At 56.2% G+C, this 23,234-nt stretch carries 16 protein-coding genes; 8 read left to right on the forward strand and 8 right to left on the reverse strand.

Annotated elements, in window-relative coordinates; genetic code table 11:
• Window positions 1–233: 233 nt before the first annotated feature.
• From CE168_RS05435 to CE168_RS05450, 4 genes are all read right to left on the reverse strand, one after another.
• A complete protein-coding gene (locus CE168_RS05435) occupies window positions 234–2,054 on the reverse strand; it encodes a glycoside hydrolase family 13 protein (RefSeq protein WP_099571443.1) in 1,821 nt (606 codons plus the stop codon).
• A 511-nt stretch (window positions 2,055–2,565) separates the two neighbouring features.
• Window positions 2,566–3,450 carry a carbohydrate ABC transporter permease gene (locus CE168_RS05440; RefSeq protein ID WP_099571444.1) on the reverse strand — a complete coding sequence of 295 codons (885 nt, stop codon included), beginning with the start codon at window positions 3,448–3,450 and terminating at the stop codon, window positions 2,566–2,568.
• A gap of 38 nt (window positions 3,451–3,488) precedes the next feature.
• Entirely contained in the window at window positions 3,489–4,424 is a 936-nt protein-coding gene (locus CE168_RS05445) for a carbohydrate ABC transporter permease (RefSeq protein ID WP_099571445.1), read from the reverse strand.
• A 14-nt stretch (window positions 4,425–4,438) separates the two neighbouring features.
• Window positions 4,439–5,731: an ABC transporter substrate-binding protein gene (locus tag CE168_RS05450; RefSeq protein WP_099571446.1), complete on the reverse strand. Its 1,293-nt coding sequence runs from the start codon at window positions 5,729–5,731 to the stop codon at window positions 4,439–4,441.
• 207 nt (window positions 5,732–5,938) lie between these two features.
• Between CE168_RS05450 and CE168_RS05455 the strand changes: the two genes are divergently transcribed.
• Complete coding sequence (locus CE168_RS05455) at window positions 5,939–7,141, forward strand: ROK family protein (RefSeq protein ID WP_099571447.1); 1,203 nt, start codon at window positions 5,939–5,941, stop codon at window positions 7,139–7,141.
• Between the two features lie 75 nt (window positions 7,142–7,216).
• Here the strand turns inward: CE168_RS05455 and CE168_RS05460 are convergent, their stop codons facing one another.
• Together CE168_RS05460 and CE168_RS05465 are read right to left on the reverse strand one after the other, a co-directional pair.
• Window positions 7,217–9,529 carry an alpha-galactosidase gene (locus tag CE168_RS05460; RefSeq protein WP_099571448.1) on the reverse strand — a complete coding sequence of 771 codons (2,313 nt, stop codon included), beginning with the start codon at window positions 9,527–9,529 and terminating at the stop codon, window positions 7,217–7,219.
• Window positions 9,530–9,763: 234 nt separating this feature from the next.
• Window positions 9,764–10,213: a nucleoside deaminase gene (locus tag CE168_RS05465; RefSeq protein WP_003835363.1), complete on the reverse strand. Its 450-nt coding sequence runs from the start codon at window positions 10,211–10,213 to the stop codon at window positions 9,764–9,766.
• A gap of 107 nt (window positions 10,214–10,320) precedes the next feature.
• On the opposite strand from CE168_RS05465, the gene CE168_RS05470 reads away from it, so the two are divergent.
• The 3 genes from CE168_RS05470 (at window position 10,321) to dcd (ending at window position 14,626) form a co-directional block, all read left to right on the forward strand.
• Window positions 10,321–12,393 (forward strand): cation:proton antiporter, encoded by a 2,073-nt coding sequence (locus tag CE168_RS05470; protein ID WP_099571449.1) that lies wholly within the window; start codon window positions 10,321–10,323, stop codon window positions 12,391–12,393.
• A gap of 627 nt (window positions 12,394–13,020) precedes the next feature.
• Complete coding sequence (locus tag CE168_RS05475; protein WP_099571450.1) at window positions 13,021–13,824, forward strand: alpha/beta hydrolase; 804 nt, start codon at window positions 13,021–13,023, stop codon at window positions 13,822–13,824.
• A gap of 220 nt (window positions 13,825–14,044) precedes the next feature.
• Window positions 14,045–14,626, forward strand: a complete 582-nt coding sequence (gene dcd / locus CE168_RS05480; protein ID WP_004223871.1) for a dCTP deaminase — start codon at window positions 14,045–14,047, stop codon at window positions 14,624–14,626.
• A gap of 288 nt (window positions 14,627–14,914) precedes the next feature.
• Here the strand turns inward: dcd and CE168_RS05485 are convergent, their stop codons facing one another.
• Entirely contained in the window at window positions 14,915–17,920 is a 3,006-nt protein-coding gene (locus tag CE168_RS05485) for a cation-translocating P-type ATPase (protein WP_099571451.1), read from the reverse strand.
• Between the two features lie 477 nt (window positions 17,921–18,397).
• Between CE168_RS05485 and CE168_RS05490 the strand changes: the two genes are divergently transcribed.
• From CE168_RS05490 to CE168_RS09250, 4 genes are all read left to right on the forward strand, one after another.
• Entirely contained in the window at window positions 18,398–19,042 is a 645-nt protein-coding gene (locus tag CE168_RS05490) for an HdeD family acid-resistance protein (protein WP_236824331.1), read from the forward strand.
• A gap of 320 nt (window positions 19,043–19,362) precedes the next feature.
• On the forward strand, window positions 19,363–19,485 hold the full coding sequence (locus CE168_RS09245) for a hypothetical protein (protein ID WP_260847255.1): 123 nt from the start codon (window positions 19,363–19,365) through the stop codon (window positions 19,483–19,485).
• A 314-nt stretch (window positions 19,486–19,799) separates the two neighbouring features.
• A complete protein-coding gene (locus tag CE168_RS05495; protein ID WP_099571452.1) occupies window positions 19,800–21,278 on the forward strand; it encodes an ATP-binding protein in 1,479 nt (492 codons plus the stop codon).
• Between the two features lie 397 nt (window positions 21,279–21,675).
• Window positions 21,676–21,798, forward strand: a complete 123-nt coding sequence (locus CE168_RS09250; RefSeq protein ID WP_260847254.1) for a hypothetical protein — start codon at window positions 21,676–21,678, stop codon at window positions 21,796–21,798.
• A gap of 125 nt (window positions 21,799–21,923) precedes the next feature.
• Here CE168_RS09250 and CE168_RS05500 read toward each other — a convergent pair whose 3' ends face one another.
• Complete coding sequence (locus CE168_RS05500; RefSeq protein ID WP_236824332.1) at window positions 21,924–23,204, reverse strand: MDR family MFS transporter; 1,281 nt, start codon at window positions 23,202–23,204, stop codon at window positions 21,924–21,926.
• Between the last annotated feature and the right edge of the window lie 30 nt (window positions 23,205–23,234).

Below are 23,234 nucleotides of genomic sequence, written 5' to 3' on the forward strand. Positions count from 1 at the left end.
CGTTATTGTAAGCGCACGTCTGCCGAAACTACCTGATCATGCGGATTCTGCCATGAAAAGTGAGATTATTTTTGCAAATACTTGCGAAATTGAGATTGCTTACAAACGCAATCGGAGCAATCGGAGATAATCAGGAATAATCGCAATACAACAATCGCAATAAAAAAGCGTTCGTACGATTCCGTGATGAATCGCACGAACGCTTTTTGCAGAGAGTTTATAGGAAAGATCGATCAGAGCTGAATCACGACCCCCTCCCAACGAGCGAGCTCGCCGCGAGCGACCGACTTTACGCTATGCACGGCATCATAGGTGCTGAGCAGCACCTGCGACTCGCCCACGCCATTTCCGAGCAGTTGCGCGACCTCAGCAGGCACCTGCGCCGTCTTATCAGTAAGATTGACGATGACGAGAATCGTGTCGTCGCCGCTGGTACGGGTGAAGGAATACACCTGCTCGCTGTCTGCCGCAATCAGATTCCATTCGCCCGTCGCGATGGTCGCATTGTTGTGGCGCATGGCGATGAGCTTCTTGTAGAAGCTGTACACGGAATCCGGATCGTCGAATTCCTCGGCAGCGTTGATCTCCACATGGTTCGGGTTCACGCCGATCCACGGTTCCGTCGCCGCGTCCGGCGCGGTGAAGCCGGCATACCTGGAAGCATCCCACTGCATCGGCGTGCGTGCGTTGTCGCGGCCGATGAGTGCGAGCGCGTCCATCATCGATTCTGCGGACTGGCACTTTGCTTCTTCCACGCGCTGGCGGTAGGCGTTGATGGATTCCAGATCGCGATACTGCTCGAGCGTGGTGAAGTGGGCGTTGGTCATGCCCAGCTCCTCGCCCTCGTAGATGTAAGGGGTGCCGCGGTGCATGTGCAGCAGCACGCCGAACGCCTTGGCGCTCAGCTCGCGCGACTCACGGTCCGTGTCATTGCCCCAACGGGAGACGACGCGCGGCTGATCATGGTTGCAGAAGAACAGGCTGGCCCAGCCGGCGTTCCTCACGGCCTCCTGCTGGTCGGCGAGGCGGGCGCGCAGATTCTTGACTTCGAACGGCACGGTGTTCCACTTGGAACCTTCCTGGTCGATGCCCACGTGGTCGAAGAGGAACAGCATGTCAAGTTCGCCGTTCTTCGGATCGGTGACATGCTCGTTGCGTGCCGGAGTGATGCCCGGCGCTTCGCCGACGTTCATGTAGCCTTCGCGGCCTTCGAACACTTCGCGGCGCATTTCGGCAAGGAACTCGTCGATGCGCGGACCGTCGGAGCACCATGGGAACGGGCTGGAATAGCCTTCCTCACCAACCGGATAATCCTCAATCTCGCAGCCGTCTTCTCCCGGCAGCTTGCCGTTCTTATCAACAGTCTTCGAAACCTGCGTGATCACATCCATACGGAAGCCGTCAATGCCGCGATCCATCCACCAATTCATCATCTTGTAGACGGCCTTGCGCACTTCCGGATTCTCCCAATTCAAATCCGGCTGCTTCTTGGAATACTGGTGGAAGAAATACTCGCCGCGCTTCGGATCGTACTGCCAAGCGGAACCACCGAAATACGAACCCCACTGGTTCGGCTCGGCACCCGGAGTGCCCGGCTCATGCCCCGGCCTGGCTGGACGCCACCAATACCAGTCGGCATGCGGATCGTCCTTGTCGCGGGAAGCCTGGAACCAGGCATGCTCGTCGGACGTGTGGTTGACCACCAAATCCATCACGATCTTCAGACCGCGCTTGTGCGCTTCGGCAAGCAGCTCGTCCATGTCCTCCAACGTGCCGAACAGCGGGTCGATGTCCTGGTAGTCGGAAATATCGTAGCCGTTGTCGTCCTGCGGCGACCTGTAGACCGGGGACAGCCACACCACGTCCACGCCAAGATCGGCCAAATAATCGAGACGGCTGGTGATGCCCTTCAGATCGCCGATGCCGTCGCCGTTCGTGTCTTGGAAGGAACGAGGATACACCTGATACACCACCGCGTTGGCCCACCACGGGTTCGGGGTCGCGCCGTTGGAACGCACGGTGTCGGGAAGGGTGGAACGATTGAAATTCGTCATGTCGTGGAGCTCCTTTGCTTGACGTTTGTTGGATTTTCGTTCGATCTTTCGTGACTGACTCTGCCCGTTTTCAGCTCATGTCAGCTTCATGCAGAAGATCGATTTTGCCTACTCCCCTATGGTATGCAACCCTGTTTTTCTTTCTTTCCCGCGGCGAGTTGTGCAAAGCAAGAAAAGAATACGCTTCTTACGGACGCGAAAAACCAATCCGCAAAAATAAAAACGCGGGACGTTCCAGAAAGGGAAATGGAACGTCCCGCGCTGGGGAGTGGGATAGGCCAGTCCCGCTCAGAGCGGTGAAGTGTTACTTCCTGAACGGACGGCCTACGGCCGCGTTGTCCCTGCCTTCACTCGCCTATCGGCTCGCTCAGGGAGAGCCTATGAACAGACCACTGGGCTGTTCACTTAACGGCGTCCTGCAATTAAGGACCGCGCCAGTCGCGGACAGCATATCTACCTCGCGGGGCCCTGCCCGCTCGGCGCGGTCAACGGAAAGCCACCAGGCTTTCCTTTACTTGACCGCGCCCCTCATCACACCACCGACGACCCACTTTTGGGCGAAGATGTAGACGATGAGAACCGGAGCCATGGCCATCAGATAGGACGCGAAGGCCATCGGATAGTTCGACGTGAACTGGCTTTGGAACACGTACTGTGCGAGCGGAATCGTCTGATTGCTCTGATCAGTCAGCGTAATCAACGGCAGCAGGAAGTCGTTCCAAGCCCACAGTGCGGTCAAAATCGCAATCGTGGCATTAATCGGACCCATCAGCGGGAAAATGATTGTCCAGAAAATACGCCAGGTGGAAGCACCGTCGATACGAGCCGCCTCTTCCAACGAAATCGGAATCGAACGAATAAAACCAATCGCAATAAACAGATTGGTGCCGATGCCGAGAATCGTGTACAAAATAATCAAACCAAGCTGATTATCAAGATGCAACGAACCCATTTCCTTCGCGATCGGCAGCATGATCACCGTGAACGGCACGAACATCATCGCAAGGAAGAAGTAGTACAGGAAACGGAAGAATCGCTTATCCATATTTCTTGCCACAGCATACGCGACGAACGTGTTCGTCAGCAGCGTCAACACCACCGCGCACACGGTGATGATTGCGGAATTAAGCGCGGCCTTCGGATAATTCACCTTATTCCACGCATCGGCGAAATTATGCCATTCCCATGTGGTCGGCAAGCTGAATGTACCAGCCTCGCTCGGAGTCTTCAACGCGGTGACCACAGCGAAATACAACGGCACGAGCACGGTAAGGCTCAACACCGTCACAGCCGCGGTCAGCCACCAGTTGACCCTATGATCCCTGCGGATTTTCTCCGGCTTTTCCTGCGATTGAGTAGTCTTGGCTGCAGTCTTTGCAACAGTTGCGCTAGTCATGATATTTCCTCTTTACCTTCAGACTTTCAGACCCTTGCTCAGACCTTTTCCTTGCCGCTGAAGAACTTCAGCTGCACGAAGGCCAGGATTGCCAGCACGATGAAGAACGTGACCGCGTTCGCCATCTGGTAGGAGTATTCGCCATTGCCAAGGCCGTTCTGGAAGATCAGGTACGAGACAGTTTCGGTCTTGGAATCCGGGCCGCCCTTGGTCAATGCCATGATCTGGTCGAACGCGCCGAGCGAATTCTTGAGGCTCAACACCATGTTGATGGTGAAGAACGGGCCGATCAGCGGGAAGGTGATCTGCCAGAAGTTCTGCCAAGCGCTCACGCCATCAATCGCGGCCGCCTCGTAAATCTCGTTGTCGATGGTCTGTAGTCCAGCCAAATACAGCAGCGTGGAGTAGGCCACGCCCTGCCAGATCGACAGGAACACAATCGGGAACCATGCCAAATCCGGATTGGAAATCATTGACGTCGACAGCCAATCAATATGTAGCGCCTGACCGAGCGCCGGCAGCGGCGTCATGAAAATGTACTTGAACACATAGCCGATCACCAACACCGACAAGGTGTACGGAATGAAGAAGATCGCACGGAACCCGTTTTTGAACGCGATTTTCGAATTCAGCAGCACCGCAAGGAACATGCCAAGAAAATTCGTGCCGATCGTAATCAAAATTGCGATGAAAATAGTAAACAGGTACGCGTGACCAACGCGAGAATCCTGGAACATCGCAATGTAATTCTTCAATCCGATGAATTTGAAATCACCGTAACCCTGCGAATTGGTGAACGAGTATGCCGCGCCCTGCAGGAACGGCCAATACAGGAAGATGGACACCAGAATCACAGCCGGAACGGTCATCCAATAAAATGCCGGATCGACCTTGCGCTTGGAATATTTCGAAACCTTATTCTTGGAAGTTTTTGCCGAGTTCTTCGCAGTATTTGCAGTATGTGCGGTAGTCATGTCCGTTCCTCCTCTCACCTGAAGTTTCTGGCTTCGATCTTGTCGTATTCGGATTGCACGCTGTTCAGGAATTTTTCGGTGTTGCCCGACTGAACCAGCGTCTGCAGGAAGCCTGCGAGGTTGATGCTGGCTGGCACGTAATGGTCGCAGAAGTCGGCCAGTTTGCCCGCCTGGTAGAAGTCAAGCACACCGTTCAGCGCTTCATCGCCCACATACGTGTCTTTGTAGGGAGTAAATGCGGACTGCTGCTTGGAGTAGTCCTTGATGTTTTCGTCGTTCATCAGGAAGTCGATGAATTCGCGCGCTTCCTTCTCATGCTTGGTATGCGCACCCATGGTCAGGATCACGTCATCGCCTGCGGTGAGCTGCTGTTCTTTGGCATCATCAGTTGCCGGCATTTGCGCGAAACGCAGGTTGGCGTCGCTGTTGATGAGTCGGATCTGCGGAATCGCGTAGGTGCCGAGTGGCAGAATCGCGGCTTTGCCTGCGGCCAGATCCTGCGTGGCCTGCTGGTAAGTGACGGCCGGATTCTTCTGCGTGTAGTTCTGGTAGATCTCGACCAGCTGATCGCTGACAGTGCCCCACAGGTCGGAGAATTTCTTCGATCCGTCTTTGAGGGAAAGATATTCGGATTCCGGTACCAGCGTGGAGTTGAGTGACGCCAGCGGCGCCTGGAGTGTCCACGGATCAGCGGTGCTCGCTTCGATCGGTACAATGCCCTTGCTCTTGAAGCGTTGCAGCAGGTCGATGAATTCGCTCCACGTCTGCGGTGGATTGTCGGGATCCTCGCCCGCTTCCTCCCACACGTCGGCGTTGATGATGTAGCCGGACGCGTTGCCCGCATACGGCAGGCCGTACAGGCGCTTCTTGGATTCGTCGTTGGTTTGCACAAGGCTCTTGGCGATGTTCACCATGCCCGGATTGAGTTCGTCAACGATCTCATCGTCGGTGAAATCATGGAAAACACCCGCTTCGGCGAGCATGCCGAAATTAATGTCACCATTGATGGTGATGACGTCGGGTTCACGATTTTTCACGAGTCGCGTACGCAAATCAGTGGTTGCGTCGGACGAATTGTTGACGTTGACTTTGATGTTGGGATGGGTTTTCTCAAATTCCTTTGCTTTTGCGGTGAACCAGTCCGCTGCTTCGGCTTTGAATTGGAAGAAATCCAAAGTGACGGTTCCAGCGGTGTTGTTGCCGCAACCTGCAAGGCCGGCCGTCAACGCGATTGCGCATGTGGCCGTGAGAGCGCGGTATACAATCCTCCTGAATTTACCTACACTAGTGGTGGAATCAGGTTTCATTCTCGACTCCTTTGTATCTTTTCTCTATTACGGTGGAGCGGCTTCCTTACCACACCACCGTTACTGAGAATTGTAGAAGGGGGCGGTTTTCATTCCCAGCTCAGCGCGCCTGTGCGGGGCGGAAAACAAAAACGACGAGATTTTGTTACTCTGAGAAAGTAATTTGATGCACGATGTGCGCGAACGGGAGTACGAAGGATGGTGCAGATGGCGGTTTCACCTCTGCCACAGTGGTTTGAAGGCTCGGAATATACCCATAAAGTCGCGACTTGCGTCATGAAATACGGTCCGATTTCGCGTATTACTTTGGCGCAGATTTTAGGACTTTCACAGGGCGCGGTTTCCCGTATTACCAGCGATCTGATTTATGCTGGCGTGATCGAGGAGACGCCGATGCCGTCCGGCAAGGCCGGTAAACTGCCGAAAGGTTTCGTTCAGAAAGAAAATGCGGAACGTCGCGGCCGCCCGCAAACGGGATTGCGAATAATCGAGAACGCGCGATCTTTCGTCGGTATGAAAATCAATGCGACGCATATTTCGGCGGTTGCGGTCAACGCAATCGGGCAGATTATCACCGGATGCCACGATTTGGAAATCGAAGACACGTCGCCGCAAGCCGTGGTCGCGCTGATCAAACAACTAACGATCGACTGTTCCGACGAGGCGGAGATGGCGGGATGGCCGAAACCGTGCGCCGTGGGAATCTCACTGGGCGGGCATATCGTCGACAATGCCGTAGTGACGTTCGCACCGTTCATGCACTGGTCTCAGCCCGTGGAGCTCTCCGCTATGGTTCGCGAGGCTACTGGATTGCCGACGGGCATTTACAACGATATCGATTCGTTGGTCGTTGATGCCTGCATGTTTGGGTCCGGCGTTGGATTGGGTAGCTTCGCGGTACTGACGTTCGGCGCAGGCGTCGGCTATTCGTTGACGGTCAACGGCGAGCTGGTGAGCTGTCCGGATAAAAGTTACGGTTTGGTCGGGCATATTCTGGTCGATCCGGATGGACCGCGTTGTGTTTCCGGACACAAGGGATGCGCGCAATGCCTGTCCGACAACTCAATCGCGGCGGAATATTCGCAGATTATCGGACATCCCGCATCATTCGACGATTTCGCACGTGACGCACGCACGAACAAACCGCAGGCGACGAATCTGGTGAACCGCACCTGCTTCCGTCTCGGCACCATGGTGGCGACCATAGCCAATCTTGCCATGCCAGACAAAATCATGATCGCTGGAGAATCGTCGTTCATCGCGAAATTCGGCATTGACGACTTGCGCAACGGCATCAACATGTATCGGCATAGCCAGGCCGCACCAGTGGATTTTGAAATTCCCGACCATGATTGGGCATTGTGGGCCAAGGCTGCCGCAGCGCAGGCGATTCGGCAATATGTTGGCTGATTGATTACTTGATTGTTTTTTAATGCAAAAATCCTCCCTTTTGTTCAGGGAGGATTTTTGTTATGCGATTACGGCTTATTCAGCGCTCTCGACGGGCGCAAGCACGGCCTTGAAAAGGACTGCTTGCGCCGGATGCAATGCCGGCGGGCGGATGCCGTACGTGGCGAGCGCACGTCCGGTCATCTTCACACCTTCGACCTTCCACCAGCCGAGCGGGCTCTGTCCGTTGGTGATGTCTTGCTTGGCAAGGTCGAGGCTCACGTCGAGCGGAGACACCTCATACACCTTGTCGGGGTCGAGGCCGGGCAGGCGTACCGGCGAGGCCGGGTAGGTCTGCGAAGTGGTGAGCTGGGTGAAACGGTAGATGGCGGCCGCCTTGTTGGGCATGACCACACCATCCAAGCGCACTGCCGGATCGGCGGCGTCGGAATGCACGACTGTGTCGACGGCGAACCATTCGCGATGCTTCTTGAATTCGGCGACCCATTCGGCGAGCTTGTCGATGTCTTCCTGTGGTTCCTTGAGCAGGTTCCATTCGATGCCCATGTGTCCGAAGAAGGCCATGGCCATGCGCAGTTCCTGCGTGGTTGCGCGGTGCGTGGAGTGTGCCGGTGATGCGCCCACGTGTTCGCCGATCATTTCCGGAGGCACGAGCAGCGAGGTGTAGCGCTGGATGTCGGCGCGTTCCACCGGATCGACGCAGTCGGATCCCCAAATGCGGTCGGCTACTTCGAGAATGCCGAGGTCCACGCGGCCGCCGCCGGAAGAGCAGCTTTCGATTTCAAGTCCCGGATGTGCGGCCTTCAGATCGGTGAAAATGCGATATACGGCGAGCGTCTGCTGGTGCACTGCCGGGCGTCCGGTGCGCGGAGAGACGGCTTCGGTGACGAGCTTGTTGTGATCCCACTTGATGTAGTCGATGCCGAGTTCACCAACGAGCTTGTCCATTGCGTCGTAAATGTAGTCGTAGGCGTCCGGATTGGTCAGGTCCACAACCTGCTGGGTACGTCCCTGCATTGGCAGACGGCCTTCAGTGGGCTTCAACACCCAGTCGGGATGCGCGCGGAACAGGTCGGAATCCGGGTTGACCATTTCCGGCTCGAACCACAGGCCGAATTCGAGTCCCTTGCCGTGCACATAATCGGCGAGTGCCTTGAGTGACTTGTCGCCGTCGGGCCACACGTCTTGCGAGACCTGCCAGTCGCCAAGGCCGGAGGTGTCGTCGCGGCGGGAGCCGAACCAGCCGTCATCCACCACGAAACGTTCCACGCCACTTTCCACAGCCTTGTCGGCGAGTGCGGTGAGGGTGTCGTAATCATGGTTGAAGTAGACGGCTTCCCACGTGTTGAGAATGACCGGGCGTGGCTTGGGTGCGATGTTGTGTTCAACGAGCCAGTCGCGGTGCACGCGGCGAATGTAGCCGTGGAAGCGGGCTGCGACTTCGTTGAGGCCTTCGCCATAGGAGCCGATGAGCCATGGGGTGGTGTAGGACTCTCCGTTGGCGAGGCTGATTTCACCGCCGAACAGCACTTCGCCGCCGCCAATCACGCCGCTGGTATAGGGCAGGCGTTCCGCGGAAAGCACGCTGTTGCCGCTCCAGGCCACGTGTGCGGAGTAGACGTTGCCGTGCGTGAAGCCGAAGCCTTTTTCGCCGACGCTGAGCAGCAGGGTGGCATCGAAGTCTGGGCGTCCGGCCATGGATGCTTTGGCGAAGCGGCCGAGGGTGAAGTCTTGACGCTGTGGGGAGCGTTCGCGCAGATGGTGGCCGGTGGTGGTGAGGATTTCGTTGGCGTCGGCCGGCACGGTGAATGCGAGTTCGATCTTGCCGACTTCGAGCTGGCCTTCGCCGGTGTTCACGACTTCGGCGTTCTGGCGGATGAGGCCGGTTTCGTCGAGTTCGCAGGTCCAGATGAGTTTCACATGCTGTTCCACGTCTTCTGCGGTGACGGTAACAGTTGGGGTCTGCTTGGGTTCGTCGGCCACGCTCCAGCTCGGGTATCCGTCTTTTTCACCCATGACGTAGGTTTTGCCAGCTGCCACGGTTTCGGCGGTGATGTTGCTGACTGCGAACTTGCAGAACAGTTCCACGCCGTCGCGGCGCACGTCGAAGCGGGTTGCGCCAATCCAGGATTCGGATTGCGTGGGCAGTACGCTCGGCCATGGGGTGTAGTCGAGCGCGCCGGAAACGCGCTGTGGCATTTGCGCGTCGAACATGTCGATCACGGTTGCCGGGGCTGCGAGCGGACGGCCCCAGTGCACAAGTCGCGGCAGATCATTACCGGGGAATACGAGTGCGAACGCCACGTTCGCGGCTGGCTGTTCGGCGTAGACCGCAGTGAGTTCGGTACCGTTGGTAGCGTTGCCATGGAAGGTCTGAATGAGCGTCATTGCAGCATCCTTTACATATTGCGATTGCCTTGTATTGTCACCTTCGATGATATGTCAAGCTTTATTTGTTGACGTCGTCGAGCGTGTTTCTTTCTTTCGGAAAGTATTTCTTGCGACCGTCAAATCACCGCAATCTTCTTCGTGAACGTTACTGCGCAGTCAGCAATCATCTTTACCGAGATTTACTTGGTATTTCAATATTTCTTACGTTTTTCTTGCGACTGCAAAATCGAGTTACCGTTTTCCAGCAAAAAAATCAGTCATTAATCGTGCGCATTCCATTTCGCACACACCACCGACGACTTCCGGAACATGGCCGACGTGAGGGTCACGCGGAATGTCCCAAATCGAACCGCATGCACCCAACTTGGCATCCCACGCGCCGAACACGATTCGTCCGACATGCGTTTGCAGACACGCGCCGGCGCACATCGGGCACGGCTCCAAGGTAACAATCAACGTGCAATCGGCAAGATTCCACGTACCAAGCGACCGAGCGGCCTGCGTCATGGCCTTGACCTCGGCGTGCGCCAACGGATCGGCATGCGCCTCACGCAGATTACGCCCCCGACCAATCACCGCTCCCCCAGCGTCAAGCACGACGGCACCGACCGGCACCTCACCCTCCGCTGCGGCTTCACGAGCCAACTCAATCGCAAGTCCCATGTCGTCACTCCACTGCATATCCGCCACTATACGGTTCCATTCACGTGAAGCAAAAGGCGAAACACACCCATAAATACCTCTTGGTAGGCTGGAAGAGTTTGGAAAATGCGCGCAAAGGAGGCACGTTGGCGGTATTCGAATTGATTGTATGTATTATCGCCGCGGTTGTGCTGTCTTCCTTTATCAGCCGTTTCATTCCCAAGGTTTCCACGCCTCTTGTACAGATCGCGTTGGGTGCGTTGGCATCGCAATTGCCGTTTTTCCCGAACGTCACGCTCGACCCGGAACTGTTTATGGTGCTGTTCATTGCGCCACTGCTGTATTTGGAAGCGCATGAGATCGACAAAAATGAGCTGTTGAAATCCGTTAAATTGTCGCTTTCATTGGCAATTGGATTAGCGATCGCCACGATGGTTGCCGTTGGCTTCGCACTGCATGCCGTATGGCCCGCAATTCCCCTTGCCGCGGCTTTGGCGCTCGGCGCAGCACTTGGGCCGACCGACGCGGTCGCCGTATCTTCGCTTGGCAAGGAAGCCGCTCTTACGCAACGGCAAACCAGCGTGCTCAAGGGTGAATCCCTGTTCAACGACGCGTCCGGCATCGTCGGCTTCCAGTTTGCGATTGCAGCGGCCATCAGCGGCGTATTCGAAGTGGGCGATTCTGCCATACAGTTCGTGTTCTCGTTCTTCGGCGGCGCTATTTTCGGCTTGGCAGTAGGCATGATCGCCGACCTGTTATTTGAATCGTTGCGATCTTTCGGTTGGGAGACGACCACAAGCCGTATTTTGATGGAATTGTTCCTGCCGTTCATTCTGTATTTGGGTGCGGAAGCAGTGCATGTTTCCGGCATTCTTTCGGTAGTGACGGCCGGTTTGATCATCCGTTTCGACCGAACCGGCATCGGCCCGAATGTTGCTCGCACTAACATTGTTTCGTCAAGCGTATGGGGGGTATTCTCGTTTACGCTCAACGGCACGGTGTTCATTCTGCTTGGCATGCTGCTGCCGAATGCGATGAGCGCAAGCTGGGATGATCCTCAGGTCAGCAATTGGCGGCTGCTGGTTGCGATTCTTACGGTTTCCGCAGTGGTGATCGTCATGCGATTTCTGTGGATTTCGTTGATGCTGCGTCTCGCACGAGATACCGTCACCGGTAAGCGACGCAAGATGACGGCGCAACGTTGGCGTTCGGCCGCGGTCATGACGTTCGGCGGGCCGAAAGGCACCATCACCCTGTCGTTGATGTTCACGATCCCGTACACCATTACGGGAGGCGCGTGGTTCCCCATGCGTGACGAGCTGATCTTCATCGCAGGTGGCGTGATCGTCGTAACCTTGCTGCTCGCCAACTTCCTGCTGCCTCTGCTGGCACCGAATCGCAATAAAGACGCTTCCGTGGAAATGACTGAAATCACTATCGAAGTGCTGCGACGGACCGTGGAAGAACTGACGGGACGAGTCACACCTGACAATCGTCGTGCGGTACTGATGATCATCGACTCGTATACGAAACGTATTACGCGACTGAAGCAGCGCATCGGAGAAATCGACCCGCAAGGGTATATGCAACTGCAGATCGACGCGCTCAATTGGGAGAAGGAATACGTCAAGGCGCGACTGGCGAAAGTCAAAGCGACGCCGAACGACGACAAGGCAGCGCACGATCTGGAAATCGAAGCATGCGAGCGCCTGCTCGACCAGATCATGAGCTCACTGCGCCATATTGAAACGGAACATAATTCCGGACGCACCATCTGGCGAGCCAAAGGCCGCTTCAGGGCGTTGCAGAGGCGTATGGGCACCATGTTGAAGCGTGTGAACAGCCGCATTCGCCGCACTACCCCGCTGTTCAGCGACGACGAGCTGTTCGCGCACACCCGCGTGGTGCAGGTGGATGCCATCGAACATGTAATCGACCGCCTGTATGAGGAGATGGGCCGCGACACGTACAACACGGAACATTGCTCAGCACTGCTGCTGGATTATCGACGAGGCGAGGCTACGCTGAGGGCGCGCCCGAATGTGGGCACGAGCGCGGAGGCGCAGGCGCAGGCGGAAGACGTGAAGCGCGAAAGCTACGGTATCGAATTGGGCGTGATTCAGGATATGTACGAAGCGGGCGACATTACGCGCGCGCAGTCCAAGCAGCTGCGACGCAACGTGTATGTGATGAGTGTGGACGCCGACGCGCAGATCTAGCATCCAGCTGATCTGATGGGGTTAGCAAGCTGGCGTGAGCCGGCGGTCTGCCGTAGGTTTGTTTGCGGACGAGCTGTGTGGACGTGGAGAACGAGACAATTGCGGAAACGGAACACGCGTATAACGTGGCAAACTGAAGGCTATTCCACAATCCAAAACATGGGGAATTGAAATTCTCAGAAAGTTCCCAGAAAACACCAGACATGTACTCAGCATCGTCTGCTTATATAGGAGATGTCAGCAAAAGAGCCGACCAGGAACCCACAGCAGTTCCCGACAATTGAACCCTTTCTTCTTCTCTCTCCTTTCTCTCCCCGGTGGTCTTCTCTCCACCGGGGTTTCTTTTTGCCTTCAGCGGGGTGGATTCCTCCAGTCAGTGGAACAATCTGCCCGCTGGCAAGTCGCCCAGCGTCCCAAACCCTCCACCCACTGGAACAATCTGCCCGCTGACAGCCCACTCAAAGTCCAGATTCCCCCAGTCAGTGGAAGAATCCACCCGCTGGCAAGCCATCCAGAGTCCAGAAACCTCCACCCACTGGAACAATCTGCCCGCTTACAGGCCGCTCGGCGTCCTAATCCTTCCAGTGACTGGGAGAATTACCCCGCTGGAACAGGTATATTGGAGGCATGAGTGAAATACGCGAGCACAAAACCAGCGATTCCCACTACTCCAGCAACCCAAACACTCCGGCCGGTCTGATCGGGCGCGAATCGCAGGTGGTTCCGGGGCGCTTCGGCGAGCCGCTGCAGGTCACGCACGTGCAGTATTCGCGAGGGGGTGGCAATGCGGCTCCACGACGCCCGCTGTTCCTCTGTCTGCACGGCTGGGGTTCCAATGAGGCCGATCTGGCAGACATGATGCGTTACGTGGCTCCCTACAACGATTTCGCTTCATTGCGCGCGCCGCTCGTGCTGCAGGAGGCCGGTTCCGGTGAATTCGGCTTCGGCCAGGGCGCGTACTCGTGGTTCCATGATTGCGTGCCGTCCGGCGAAGATCTGGATCGTGACGCGTATGCCGCCGCCCAAGCCATCGACAATTGGGTTGCGCACAATGTTCCCGAAGATCGCGCTGTAGTGCCGATCGGTTTTTCGCAGGGCGGTTTGCTGGCGATTCAATTGCTGCGCGTTCATCCGGAACGGTACGCCGCGTCGATTTCGCTTTCCGGCTTCCTTGCTCCAGGAATCGTTGCCGGCAGTGCACCTGCCGATAGTCGTATTGCGGAATTGAACATTCCCGTGTTCTACGGTTACGGCAAAAACGATACTGTGATTCCGATGCCTGAGATTTTTGCAACCACCGCTTGGCTGGACGAACATACGTTCCTCACGTCGAAAAGCTACCGCGGACTTGATCATGCGGTCAGTCTCAATGAGTTTAGCGATTTACGCGACTGGCTTGCAGCACACAATATCGCACCGGGAATTCTGTAAGAAATCCTGCAGAAAATCCGAAGCAACGGATTTTGCGCACCAAGCACACGGCAATCGTTACAGCCCAATATAAGCCACGATATAGCGATACCGCGTTAGACTAGAGCCAGCTAATAATCATTTCGCAATTGCCGACATTCGCACGCTCAACCATGCGAACATTCGAATGTTGGCGAGCGCCATACCGGCACATTCGCGTGCCTGGCAATAAGGAGTTTCGATGCTGCTGTCCGATCGCGACATTCTCGCCGCGCAGGCCGAAGGTCATATTTCACTCGATCCGTGGACCCCGGAAATGGTGCAGCCTGCTTCCATTGACGTGCGTTTGGACCGTTTCTTCCGCCTGTTCAACAATCATGCGTACACGTATGTCGATCCGGCTGAGAATCAGGGCGAGCTGACCGAGCAGTTCGAGGTGGCTCCGGGCGAACCGTGGATTCTGCATCCAGGTGAGTTCGCGTTGGGATCCACGTGGGAGTATGTGAAGCTTGATCCGACGATTGCCGCCCGCTTGGAAGGCAAGAGCTCGCTGGGCCGCTTGGGTATTCTCACGCATTCCACCGCAGGCTTCATCGACCCTGGTTTCGAGGGGCATATCACGTTGGAATTGTCGAATGTGTCGACGTTGCCGGTGAAGTTGTGGCCGGGCATGAAGATCGGTCAGATGTGCTTCTTCCAGCTCAGCTCCCCCGCCGAACATCCTTACGGTTCGCAAGGCACCGGCTCGCATTATCAGGGCCAGCGAGGTCCGACGCCGAGCCGTTCCTACGTGAACTTCTACAAAGCCGACATCACCGACTGATTACCGAATATTCAGCACGGATTGCTGAACGCGGAATAGACAATACCGTTGCAGTCAGCCGCAAACACGGCCAGTCATGGAACACCATCGGTCGTGCGCTTGGCGTCACCGCCGAAGCCGCACGTCGCAAGTATGGGAAGCGCCAACTGCAGACGGCGTGATTGAAACGCATCAAAACGACGAATGCGTCTGCGATAAACATCGCACGGCGCGTGGAGTACAGCGAGCGGGGCTATTCTCGATTAGGAATAGCCCCGCTCGCTGTTTATGGCTTATGACTAGTGCCCTTTAGCGCTTGTGCATGGCGCGAAGGACGCATTTGCGCAGTTCGGAGGCGATGAGCACGATCATGGCAAGACCCAAGCATTCGACCCATGCGCCGGCGCTGAGCGGTACCGTCCCAAAAGCGGTGTTGAGGAACGGAATGTAAATCACCCCCAGCTGCAATACCGCGCTCAGTGCGATCGCACCCCATAGCCACTTGTTGGAGAACAGGCCGACGAACGCCGACTGCAGGTGCGAACGAGAGGCGAGCGCGTTCAGCATCTGGGCAAACACGAGAATCGTGAAACCCATGGTGCGCGCTTCAGTCATTTGCGCATCGTGGCCAATCGCATCGACGGAACGGTCGGTGAACAGGCCTCCAGCCAAATGCATGTCCATGCCGATCAGGGTGACGGCTGCCATAATCACACCGATGAAAATGATGTCGCCCCACATTTCGGCGTCGATCACACGATCGGTGAGTTTACGCGGTTTGCGTGCCATCACGTCATCGGTAGACAGGTCAACGCCCATAGCGAGCGCGGGCGCGGCATCGGTGAGCAGGTTGATCCACAGCAGCTGCGTGGCGAGCAGCGGGACGATAACGCCTTGGCTGCCGGGCTGGGTGATGCCAAGGAATCCGGCAAGCATCACGCCGCCGAACACGGTGAACACTTCGCCCACATTGGAGCTAAGCAGGTAGCGCAGGAACTTGCGGATGTTGTCGAAAATGCCTCGTCCTTCGCGGACCGCTGCAACGATGGTGCTGAAGTTGTCGTCGGCGAGAATCATTTTCGCGCTTTGCTTGGTTACTTCAGTGCCGGTAATGCCCATGGCGACGCCGATATCGGCGGTTTTGACGGCAGGAGCGTCGTTCACACCATCGCCGGTCATGGCCACGATGTTACCTTGTCGCTGCAACGATTCGACGATCTTCAGCTTGTGTTCCGGCGCGACTCGCGCGTAGACGGACACTTCACTGGTCACCTTGTCGAAGGCCGCTTCGTCGGGCAGTTCGTCAAGCTGGCTGCCGGTCATGGCCTTGCCACCCTTGTCGATAATGCCCAAGTCGGTGGCGATGCGAGCCGCGGTCAGCGGGTGGTCACCGGTAATCATTACCGTGCGAATGCCGGCGCGATGCGCCTCTGCCACGGAATCACGCACTTCCGTACGCGGCGGATCGATGATGCCGACCATGCCGACCCAAATCAAATCCTTCTCAAGCACATCGCTTTGTTCCGCAATATCGGCAACATGGCCCGCGGAATTCAGCATTACTCCCGGCACTTGCGCAAGCGAAGCGGTACCGAGCGGACGGTAGGCCTGGCCCAACGTGCGGTACGCGTCGGAAGAAAGCTGTTCGACAGTCGCAAGAATCTGCTGACGATCACCTTCCGTAAGTGGGCGGACGGCACCGCCGACCGCAATTCTGCTGCAATATCCAAGAAGCACGTCGGGGGCACCCTTGGAGAAGACGGTCAGACGGCCAGCGTCGGCGTTGTCTTGCGCCACGATGGACATGCGCTTACGTTCGGAAGTAAACGGGATTTCGCCGACGCGCCCGTAGTTGGCATACTTGCGATTCGCTTTCACTTTTTGTGCTGCGACGATGAGTGAGACTTCGGTCGGGTCGCCGACTGCCTCCCACGTTACGTTTTCCGCATTTCCGGCAGAAGCAGCAGATTCGCGCAGTTCGCCGTCGTTCGCCAGCGCACCCACGGCAAGGGTTGCGACGGCCTCCGATTCGATGATCTCGCGTATTTGCGCATGTTCCATGATCTGCGAATCGACCACCATGCGGCCTTCCGGCGCATAGCCGGTGCCAGTGAGCTGCACTTCGCCACTCGGCGTGACCACACGTTCCACGGTCATCTCATTGCGGGTGAGCGTACCGGTTTTGTCGGAGCAGATCACCGACGCGGAACCGAGCGTTTCCACCGAATGCAGCTTCTTGACGATCGCATTATGCATGGCCATGCGCTGCACACCGAGTGCAAGCACTACCGTAAGAATCGCAGCCAAACCTTCCGGCACGGCCGCGACCGCCAACGAAACGGCCAACAGCAGCGAATCGATCACATCGTGAACGTCGTGGAAGCCTTCGGTAAGCGCGAGCGCGACCAGCACCACGACCGCGATGATGCATACCGCGGTGCCGAGGATTTTGGAAACGTAGTTCATTTCCTTTTGCAGCGGGGTTTCGTCGTCTTCCGTGGCTTGCAGCAGATCCGCGATTTTGCCGACCTGCGTACCCATGCCGGTACTGGTTACGATGGCTCGGCCGGTGCCTTGCGTTATGGACGTGCCGTTGAACACCATGTTGGCACGGTCGCCGAGAGCTTTCGCCTGTGCGAGGGTGTCGGTCTTTTTGCCGACGGGCACGCTTTCGCCGGTAAGGCTGGCTTCCGCGACGCGCAGGCTGGCGGCCGCGAAGAGGCGTCCGTCCGCGGAAACGGAGTCGCCTTCACCGAGCACGATAATGTCGCCGGGCACCACGTCAACCGTGTTGATGCGGGCGATTTGGCCGTCACGCAGCACGTTGGTCTGCGGCGCGGTCATGTTGGAGAGAGCTTCGACGGCCGCTTCCGCCTTCGATTCCTGAATGTAGCCGAGCACCGCGTTGACGATGAGGATGAGCACGATGACAATGGCGTCGAACGGCAATGCTTCGCCGCCTTCCGCACCCGGTACGGCGTTGGCCCGTTCGATGAACCATGCGACGAGCGAAATGCCGGTTGCAGCCAACAGCAGGTAGACAAGGGGGTCTTTGAATTGTTCGAGGAATTTCTTCCATTTCGGCACCGGTGGTGCGGACGCGAGTTCATTCGGTCCGTACTTGTCGAGTCGCCGCTTGGCTTCCGCTTGGCTCAGGCCGGTATTCAAATCGACGCCAAGCGATTGCGCTACGGTTTGCGCATCGGCGAGCGACGGATCAACTTGCTTTTGCGTAACGGTTTTCGTTGCTTGTTCGAAATTGCCCGCACTGGTATCGCGGAATTGGGTGGATTGATCTTCCTTGCGATCAACCATGATGATCTCCTTGGGAGCGCCGCGGAGTAGTCAGCACTCCCCCTGCCGTTGCGATAGTGTGAAAACCGCGGAAAATTGCGATTTCACAAACACTCGCCGAGCTGGGCAATGCTGCGCGGTTGCGGACACCGGGCGTACGCCATCGGTGCATTCCTGCCATTATTGCACACCGTGACCATTTTGCAAGAGTGCCACACACCGTCTTTTGTCAAAATTTCGCAAATTCGTGAAACATGTCGTGAAACACAATTCGCAATAACACAGAATCGTGCGACAATCTGTTCAAATCGCGCGGTAAGACAGCTAAATCATGCGATCCATCCAACAAAATGGACGATGAGGGGAATTTTGTTGATGGCTTAAATTAGACAGATTGCCTAGAATGGGGGCAGAACTTCCGAAACGTTCGAGTGCAGGCGGACTACTTCGCGCGCGTCCGAACGTCACGAAGCAAGCTCTTCAAGGAAAGGGGCCATCATGAGCGACGCAATGAACAACCCGTATGCGAACGATCCGAACCAGAACGGCGGCAACGGACAGCCGCCGACCAGCCCGTTCAAACTTGCGGAGGAATGGCTGCCAAAGAAGGCGAAGAACGCGATCCGCGGCACCTACGCAATACTTGGCATCGCCGCCATCATCCTCGGCCTGGCACTGCTGATCTGGCCAGGAGCCACGCTGAAAGTCGCCGCAATCGCACTCGGCGCATACTTCGTGGTTTCCGGCGTGGTCCGCATTGTGACCGCAATCGTGGAACTCGGGCTTCCGGGCGGATGGCGCGTACTTGACATTCTAATCGGTCTGATGCTGGCCGTCGGCGGTGTGGCCATGCTGAAGAACGCGGCGCTTTCCGGAGCCACGCTCGCCGTGCTCGTTACCATGGTGGTCGGTCTCGGCTGGATGCTGGAAGGTGTGATGGCGCTCGTGGAGTCGTGGCGCATGCCAAGCTCCGCATGGGCTGTGATTTACGCGCTGCTATCAATCGTCGCCGGCTTCATCGTGCTGTTCTCCCCCATCAGCTCCACGACTTGGCTGATTCTGTTCGGCGGATGCGCGCTTGTGGCAATCGGCATCGTCGCGATCGTGCGCGCATTCACGTTCGGCAAGCCCAAGCGCAAGTAATTTTTCACGGCGCAGGCCGTAAAGTCTGATTATCTCTGTTTTCCCAAGGGCACCAAGCAACAGCTCGGTGCCCTTTTTTTCTTTCTTTTTCGTGTCTGTGGGCGTTCGCCTTCACAAGTTATTACTTTTTCTTCAAGATTAGCCGATGATTTTACAAAAGAAGTGACGATCGTCGCATGACATTGATGGTTTGCCCGGCTTAGAATGAAGGCACAACAGAAGAACGAAGAAAAAGACAAACACAATACAGACTTACGGCAGCGGCCAGAGGAATGACAAGAAGAAAAGACGCGCCGCCGAGCCAAGTGAAAGGAAACATCATGAAGAACAACACTTTCGATCAGATCATCAACGCCAACCTCGCCTCCATCGATCCGGGTTTCGGCCAGTTCGCCCTCGCCAAGGCTTCCGCTGACCTCTTCAAGAAGGTTCTCAACAAGTAAGACCGCTTCCTAGACAGGAGGCAAGGCGCAGGCGCGGCAGCATCCCGCTCCTCTTCTTTCCAATCCTTAAATCACATAGCGGGAGGCCGCGGTTCCAAACGGAATCGCGGCCTCCCGCTTTTCGCATGCGCACGCATACACACACGCACCTGCCCTGCCGGCAATATTCACCATTCGCTCCGCGCAATCATGCCAATACATCGTTTTCCACCTAACTTTGCACGAACTTAACAGCAAACTTAACAACTGCGAAGTTGCTGTTAAGTTATGTTAAGCTTGTTGCAAGTAAATGGATTTGCGCCAGGGAGACGGTCATGAACGCAAGTGAACTCAAACATCTCATCCTACAGATGCGTCAAATCGGCAACGATACTCAAACCTGCGAAGTCAAGGAAGCACGTAACAAAATACCTGAAAGCATCACCGATACCCTGTCCGCCTTTTCCAACGGTAACGGAGGCACCATCATTCTCGGCATATCTGAGAAGGAAGGGTTCACGCCGGTGGAATCCTTCGACGCGCGCGCCATACAGGAAGCGCTGAGCACCAAATGCGAGCAGATGACGCCTCGCGTACGGCCGACGCTGGAAGTAATTCCCTTTGAAGGCACCAACGTTCTCATGGCGCACATCCCCGCAATGCCACTCAAAGACAGACCGTGCTACATCACCACTAAAGGGCGCTACCAAGGGTCGTACATCCGCACCGGTGACGGCAATCGCAAGCTCAGCCAATATGAAATCGACCGCCTCATGGAAGAACACAGCCAGCCCACATTCGACGACGAAATTGTGGCGCAGGCCACACTAGACGATCTGGACCACAATCTGCTTTCCCAATTCATCAACCGTCAACGTGAATTGCATCCACGTATTTTCGGCACTCGCAGTGACGAAAACATCACCATCAGCATGCACGTCGCAAAAAAGGACGATGAAGGAACCATCCGGCCAACGCTTGGCGGCCTGCTGGCACTCGGATCATTCCCTCAGCAATTCTTCCCGAGGCTTAATATCACTTTCACCGCTTTCCCAGGTATCACCAAAGCCGAAATAGTGGACGAGAACCGCAGATTCCTTGACGCACAGACCATCATCGGCCCCATTCCTTTCATTATTGAAGACGCATTGAATGCCGTCACCAAAAACATGCGTACCGGAGCCGTAATCGAGGGAGCATTTCGCCAGGATGTGCCCGATTATCCGCGTAAGGCGGTTCGCGAGGCAATCGCCAACGCACTCATGCACCGCGATTACTCGCCAGACGCCCGCGGATCACAAGTGCAGGTGAACCTGTATGCCGACCGGTTAGAAATCCTTAATCCCGGCGGATTGTTCGGCAACGTAACCATCGACACGTTGGGCACCGTGGGCATCTCTTCTTCAAGAAACCAATTCCTTTCCAACATTCTGGAAACCACACCATATCCCGGTGGCGGGTATGTTGTAGAGAATCGCGGAACGGGTTACCAAGTCATCGAAGAGCAGCTCCAAGCTGCGCTCATGAATCCACCGAAACCGCTTAACACGTTGACTTTTTTCTCATTGACTTTCAACAAACGCAGAATGACGAAAAGCGAGAAAACCAATACTAACCCACTATCCGTAGAAGAAGCAATCATCGAACTGCTGAGCAAGCGCAGTTCCGCAACTTCAAAGGAACTGTCTGAGCTATCGGGGCTATCCCGTTCGGCCATCACCAGTCACCTGCGGACCATGATCGCTAACGAAATTGTGGAGCCGACGGAACCGGCGCGCAGCCCAAAACAGCGGTATCGGCTGGCCGGGAAATAACCCGTCTCACCAACTTCGTACGAACCCCACCAGCAACCGGCCAACGCACAATGCAGGTAGCATCGGCAGTCTGGCCGCAACAAGCGGACAGACTGACGTCACCGGTTTCGTCCTGCGGCAATTCGAGTCGTTCCGAGCCGAAACACTCCCAAATAACCATCGGAAGCAACGTTATGCAGGCAGATTATTTACATTTTCTTCAAGATGGACCGATGATCATACAATAAAAATAAGGATTACGGAATGACGAACGCATACCGGCGCGCCTATAGTGAAGGCACAACAGAAAAATAACAGAAGAACGAAGAACAAGAGAACAAAGACAGCAGCGACGACCGCGCGACGTGAAGAAGACGGAAGACAAAAGAGACCAGGCGGCCGTCCGAAAGGAAACATCATGAAGAACAACACTTTTGACCAGATCATCAACTCCGATCTCGCCTCCATCGACCCGGGCTTCGGCCAGTTCGCTCTCGCCAAGGCTTCCGCTGACCTCTTCAAGAAGGTCCTTAACAAGTAAGACGACAGGAGGCAAGGCGCAGGCGCGGCAGCACCCCGCTCTGCTTCTTTCCAATCCTTAAATCACATAGCGGGAGGCCGCGGTTCCAAACGGAATCGCGGCCTCCCGCTTTTCACGTACGCCGGCTACACCTCCTCAGCAGCGAGATTACGGGCTGCGGCACGTTCACGGGGACCGCGTGTCACATAGAAACCAATCGCCACAATCACGAACATCACCGTGCAGCAGGTCCACAGCACGTGGCTGCCGAACGCGTTCAGAATCCAACCTCCGACAAGCGGCGAGAACGCATTGGACAGCGACCACACCAGGTTGTACAGGCCCTGATACGTGCCACGCACATCCTTTGGCGCGATGTTCGCCACCGTCGTGGCGGCAATCGGGAACGTGCCAAGCTCGCCGAGAGTCCACAACACGGTCGCAATCGCAAACGTCACCCACGAATCGGCGCCGATTTGGAACGCGTAACCAACCGCCGTGATGGACATGCCAAGCACCAGCACACGGGTGTTGCTCATCCGCTGAAACAACGCGATCGCTGGAATCTGCAGCAAGCACAGAATGCCACCGTTGATGGTCAGCAGGCTGGAATATTCGTCCGTGCCGAGCCCAATCTGCGTCATGGAGATCGGCAGGCCGCTGACGATCTGGTAATACGCCAGCGTGTACAGGAACATCAGCACCACCATCGACATGAGCGCTTTGTCGGCGCACGCGCGACGATAGCTACGCCATATGGAGAATTGCTGCGATTGGGTAGTTTGTGAAGTTTCAGAACGTTCCATAGGTTGTTTCACGACGCGTTTCACAAACCGTCCGGCAACGCGCACACCCAATCCGGCTTCCTTGAAGAACACCATCATCAGCAACGTGGCGAACACCAGCACCGCCGCTTCCACATAGAACATCAGCGAATAGGAAATCTTGACAAGCTGGTTGGCGATGATCGGCCCTATCGCAAAACCGAAATTCACAGCCCACGTCTGCAACGAATACGCGCGCTTCTGCTTACGGAACGGGACAACGTCGGAAACGTACGCCGAGACCGCGGGCGTCGGCATGGAGGAAATCACACCGTATATCAGCAACGCAATCGCCATAATCCAAGGATCGCCGATAAAAGCCAGCAAAACCAGCATCGCAGCGGAACCCAAGTTGCCGATGACAATCATCGCAGGCCGCCCGAATCGGTCAGACAACGCGCCACCGTACAGACAGCCGAAAATGCCACCGAAACCGTACATGGAAACGATGGTGCCGGCCACGCCCGCACTCACATGCATGTCGGAAACAAGATACATGGAAAGGAACGATGTGACGAAACGGCCCATCCACAGGATGAGCAACGTGACCCACAAACCCCAGAACATGACGGGCAAACCAAAAATCTCTCTTCTTTTCTCCATTCCATCCATCATATCGGTTAGGAGCGAAGC

Origin of the sequence: Bifidobacterium sp. N5G01 (genome assembly GCF_002742425.1) — a bacterium.
Classification (GTDB): domain Bacteria; phylum Actinomycetota; class Actinomycetes; order Actinomycetales; family Bifidobacteriaceae; genus Bifidobacterium; species Bifidobacterium hominis.